The sequence below is a fragment of the Arthrobacter sp. KBS0703 genome (assembly GCF_002008315.2).
Classification (GTDB): domain Bacteria; phylum Actinomycetota; class Actinomycetes; order Actinomycetales; family Micrococcaceae; genus Arthrobacter.
Genome location: NZ_MVDG02000036.1, coordinates 1 through 1,095, shown reverse-complemented (window position 1 = coordinate 1,095; position 1,095 = coordinate 1). Strand labels below are relative to the sequence as shown.

1 pseudogene is annotated in these 1,095 nt (G+C 67.8%); it reads left to right on the top strand.

The features are described from left to right. Nucleotides 1-38 precede the first annotated feature (38 nt). Nucleotides 39-1,043: pseudogene (locus tag B1A87_RS22710) on the top strand (ABC transporter transmembrane domain-containing protein); the annotation flags it as partial. Between the last annotated feature and the right edge of the window lie 52 nt (nt 1,044-1,095).

Below are 1,095 nucleotides of genomic sequence, written 5' to 3'. Positions count from 1 at the left end.
TGTCTCTTATACACATCTAGATGTGTATAAGAGACAGCCTTGAAACGGCGCTGCGCAACGGTGTCCGCGAGGCCGGCCCCGCCGACGGCGGGCTGGCCGTGCTCGCGACCCGGGGGCTGGATGCCCTGGACAGTTACTACACCCAGTACCTCCCGGCACTGGTGAACTGCGCCGCCATTCCGTTGCTGCTGGGCGCCCGCATCCTTCTCGCCGATTGGGTCAGCGCGGTGGTGATCGTGCTGACGGTTCCGCTCGTGCCTGTGTTTATGGTGCTGATCGGCCGCTACACGGAGGACAGGGTCCAGGAAGCGCAGGCGGCGCTGGCCCGGCTGTCCGCGCACATGCTTGAACTGGCCAAGGGGCTGCCGGTGCTGGTTGGCCTGGGCCGCGCTTCAGCCCAGCGCCGAGCCTTGGAGGAAATCTCCGAGGAGTACAGGTCGCGCACCACGGGGACCCTCCGGACCGCATTTCTGTCCGCCCTGGCCCTGGAGCTGATCGCAACGATCTCGGTGGCAGTGGTGGCCGTCTTCATCGGCGTCCGGCTGGTCCACGGCGACATGGTCCTCGAAGCCGGCCTGCTCGCGCTGATTCTGGCGCCGGACTGCTACCTGCCCCTTCGGGAGTTGGGAACGGCACACCACGCAAGCGACGACGGCAGGGCCGCACTCACGGAAACGACGGCGGTGCTGGAAGCAGCCGGGCAGCAGCGGCTGGAGCCCGTGCCGCCAGGCCAGACCGGGCTGGCCGTTCCGGCTGACCTGACCGTCAGGGACCTGACCGTCAGCTACGCGGGGAGGCAGGGCGCCGCCGTCGGCCCCCTCACCTTTTCGGCACCGGCCGGCCTGGTCACCGCGCTGGACGGCCCCAGCGGAGCAGGCAAGAGCACGGTCCTTGGCGTCCTCGCCGGCATCATCGGCTCCGGAGGAGGCGCCGACGTGAGCGGCGTCGTCGGCGGCTACATGGCCGGGGACGTTGCCTGGGTGCCTCAGCACCCCGTGATGGTGGCGGAGACGGTGCGGGACGAGATCCTGCTCTATCTCACGGCTAACGGCCAGACCTGTCTCTTATACACATCTAGATGTGTATAAGAGACAG